Origin of the sequence: Oceanicola sp. S124, assembly GCF_000220565.1 — a bacterium.
In the GTDB taxonomy this organism is placed as follows: domain Bacteria; phylum Pseudomonadota; class Alphaproteobacteria; order Rhodobacterales; family Rhodobacteraceae; genus Pseudooceanicola.
Window position 1 is genome coordinate 1 of sequence record NZ_AFPM01000107.1, and the last position, 1,918, is coordinate 1,918.

Below are 1,918 nucleotides of genomic sequence, written 5' to 3' on the forward strand. Positions count from 1 at the left end.
CAGTGGATGTTGTAGTTGCCGGTGAGGATGTCTTCCTCTCCCAGCAGCATCTCGAAGAGCGGCGTGGTGTTTTCCACCCCGTCGACGATCAGCTCGCCCAGGGCGCGGTCGAGGCGGGCCAGGGCCTCGCGGCGGTCGCGTCCATGGACGATCAGCTTGCCGATCAGGCTGTCGTAGTAGGGCGGGATCGAATAGCCGTCATAGAGCGCCGAATCCATCCGCACACCCAGCCCGCCGGGGGCGTGGTAGGCGGTGATCTTGCCGGGGCGCGGGGCGAAGCCCGGCACGGTCTCGGCGTTGATGCGGACCTCGATGGCATGGCCGTTGATCTGCAGGTCGTCCTGGTCGAAGGACAGTGGCAGGCCCTCGGCGACGCGGATCTGTTCGCGCACGAGGTCGACACCGAAGATCGCCTCGGTCACGGGATGTTCCACCTGCAGGCGGGTGTTCATCTCGATGAAATAGAACTCGCCGTTCTCGTAGAGGAATTCGATCGTGCCGGCGCCGGCGTAGTTGATCGCGGCCACGGCGTCGGCGCAGATCTTGCCGATGCGCGCGCGCTCTTCCTCGGTGATGCAGGGGCCGGGGGCCTCTTCGAAGACCTTCTGGTGACGGCGCTGCAGCGAGCAGTCGCGCTCGCCCAGGTGAACCGCCTTGCCCTTGCCGTCACCAAAGACCTGGATCTCGATGTGGCGCGGGGTGGTCAGGTACTTCTCGATGTAGACTTCGTCGTTGCCGAAGGCGGCCTTGGCCTCGGAGCGCGCGGAATAGAAGGCGTTCTCCATGTCCTTGGCGGTATGGGCAACCTTCATGCCGCGGCCACCGCCACCGGCGGTCGCCTTGATGATCACCGGGTAGCCCATCTCGGCGCCCAGCTTCTGGGCCGCTTCGAGGGTGGGCACGCCGCCATCCGAGCCGGGCACGCAGGGCACGCCGAGCTTCTTCATGGTGTCCTTGGCGGTGATCTTGTCGCCCATCACCCGGATGTGCTCGGCGCGGGGGCCGATGAAGGTGATGCCGTGGTCCTCGACGATCTGCACGAAGCCCGCGTTTTCCGACAGGAAACCGTAGCCCGGGTGGATCGCCTGGGCGCCGGTCACTTCGCAGGCGGCGATGATGGCGGGGATCGAAAGGTAGCTCTCGGCGCCCGAGGGCGGGCCGATGCAGACGCTTTCATCCGCCATGCGCACATGCATTGCATCGGCATCGGCGGTGGAGTGTACGGCGACGGACTTGATGCCCATCTCGCGCGCCGCGCGGATGACGCGCAACGCGATCTCGCCGCGATTGGCTACCAGGATCTTGTCGAACATGGCGCCCTCACTCGATGATCATCAGCGGCGAGCCGTATTCCACGGCGGCCTTGTCCTCGACCAGGATGCGCTTCACGGTGCCGGATTTGGGGGCGGGGATATGGTTCATGGTCTTCATCGCCTCGACGATGAGCAGCGTGTCCCCTTCCGAAACCTTGTCGCCGACCTTGACGAAGGCGGGGGCGGAGGGTTCGGGCTGCAGGTAGATCGTGCCGACCATGGGCGAGGTCACGGCGCCGGGGTGATCGGCGGGATCTTCCGAGGCGGCAGCCGCGGCAGGGGCGGCGGCCGGTGCTGCGGCGGGGGCAGCGGCCGGTGCCGCGGCGGGGGCGGCGTAGGTCATAGCGGGGGCCTGGATGATCTCCTTCTTGCGGCTCACACGGACATCCAGCTGGTCGTCCTTGCCGTACTCGCGCTTCACCTCAAGCTCGGTCAGGTCGTTCTCGCGCAGCAGTTCTGCCAGGGCCTTGATGAAGGCAACGTCTGCATCATGCGTCTTTTCGGTCATTGTACCCTCGGTCGGATATGCCGGTCCCCATCCCGGAGGACCCTTGATTGCATCCTCTATAGAGATTGTCGGCTGAAGAGAAAAGCCGTGGAACGCA

General features: G+C 65.6%; 2 protein-coding genes. Both read right to left on the reverse strand.

What is annotated here, in order from left to right; genetic code table 11:
- On the reverse strand, window positions 1–1,313 hold a 1,313-nt coding region (gene accC / locus OS124_RS0107780; RefSeq protein WP_010138919.1), incomplete at its 3' end, for an acetyl-CoA carboxylase biotin carboxylase subunit.
- A 7-nt stretch (window positions 1,314–1,320) separates the two neighbouring features.
- The gene (gene accB / locus OS124_RS0107785) at window positions 1,321–1,821 is read right to left on the reverse strand and encodes an acetyl-CoA carboxylase biotin carboxyl carrier protein (protein ID WP_010138920.1); all 501 of its coding nucleotides are present in this window, start codon (window positions 1,819–1,821) and stop codon (window positions 1,321–1,323) included.
- Window positions 1,822–1,918 lie beyond the last annotated feature (97 nt).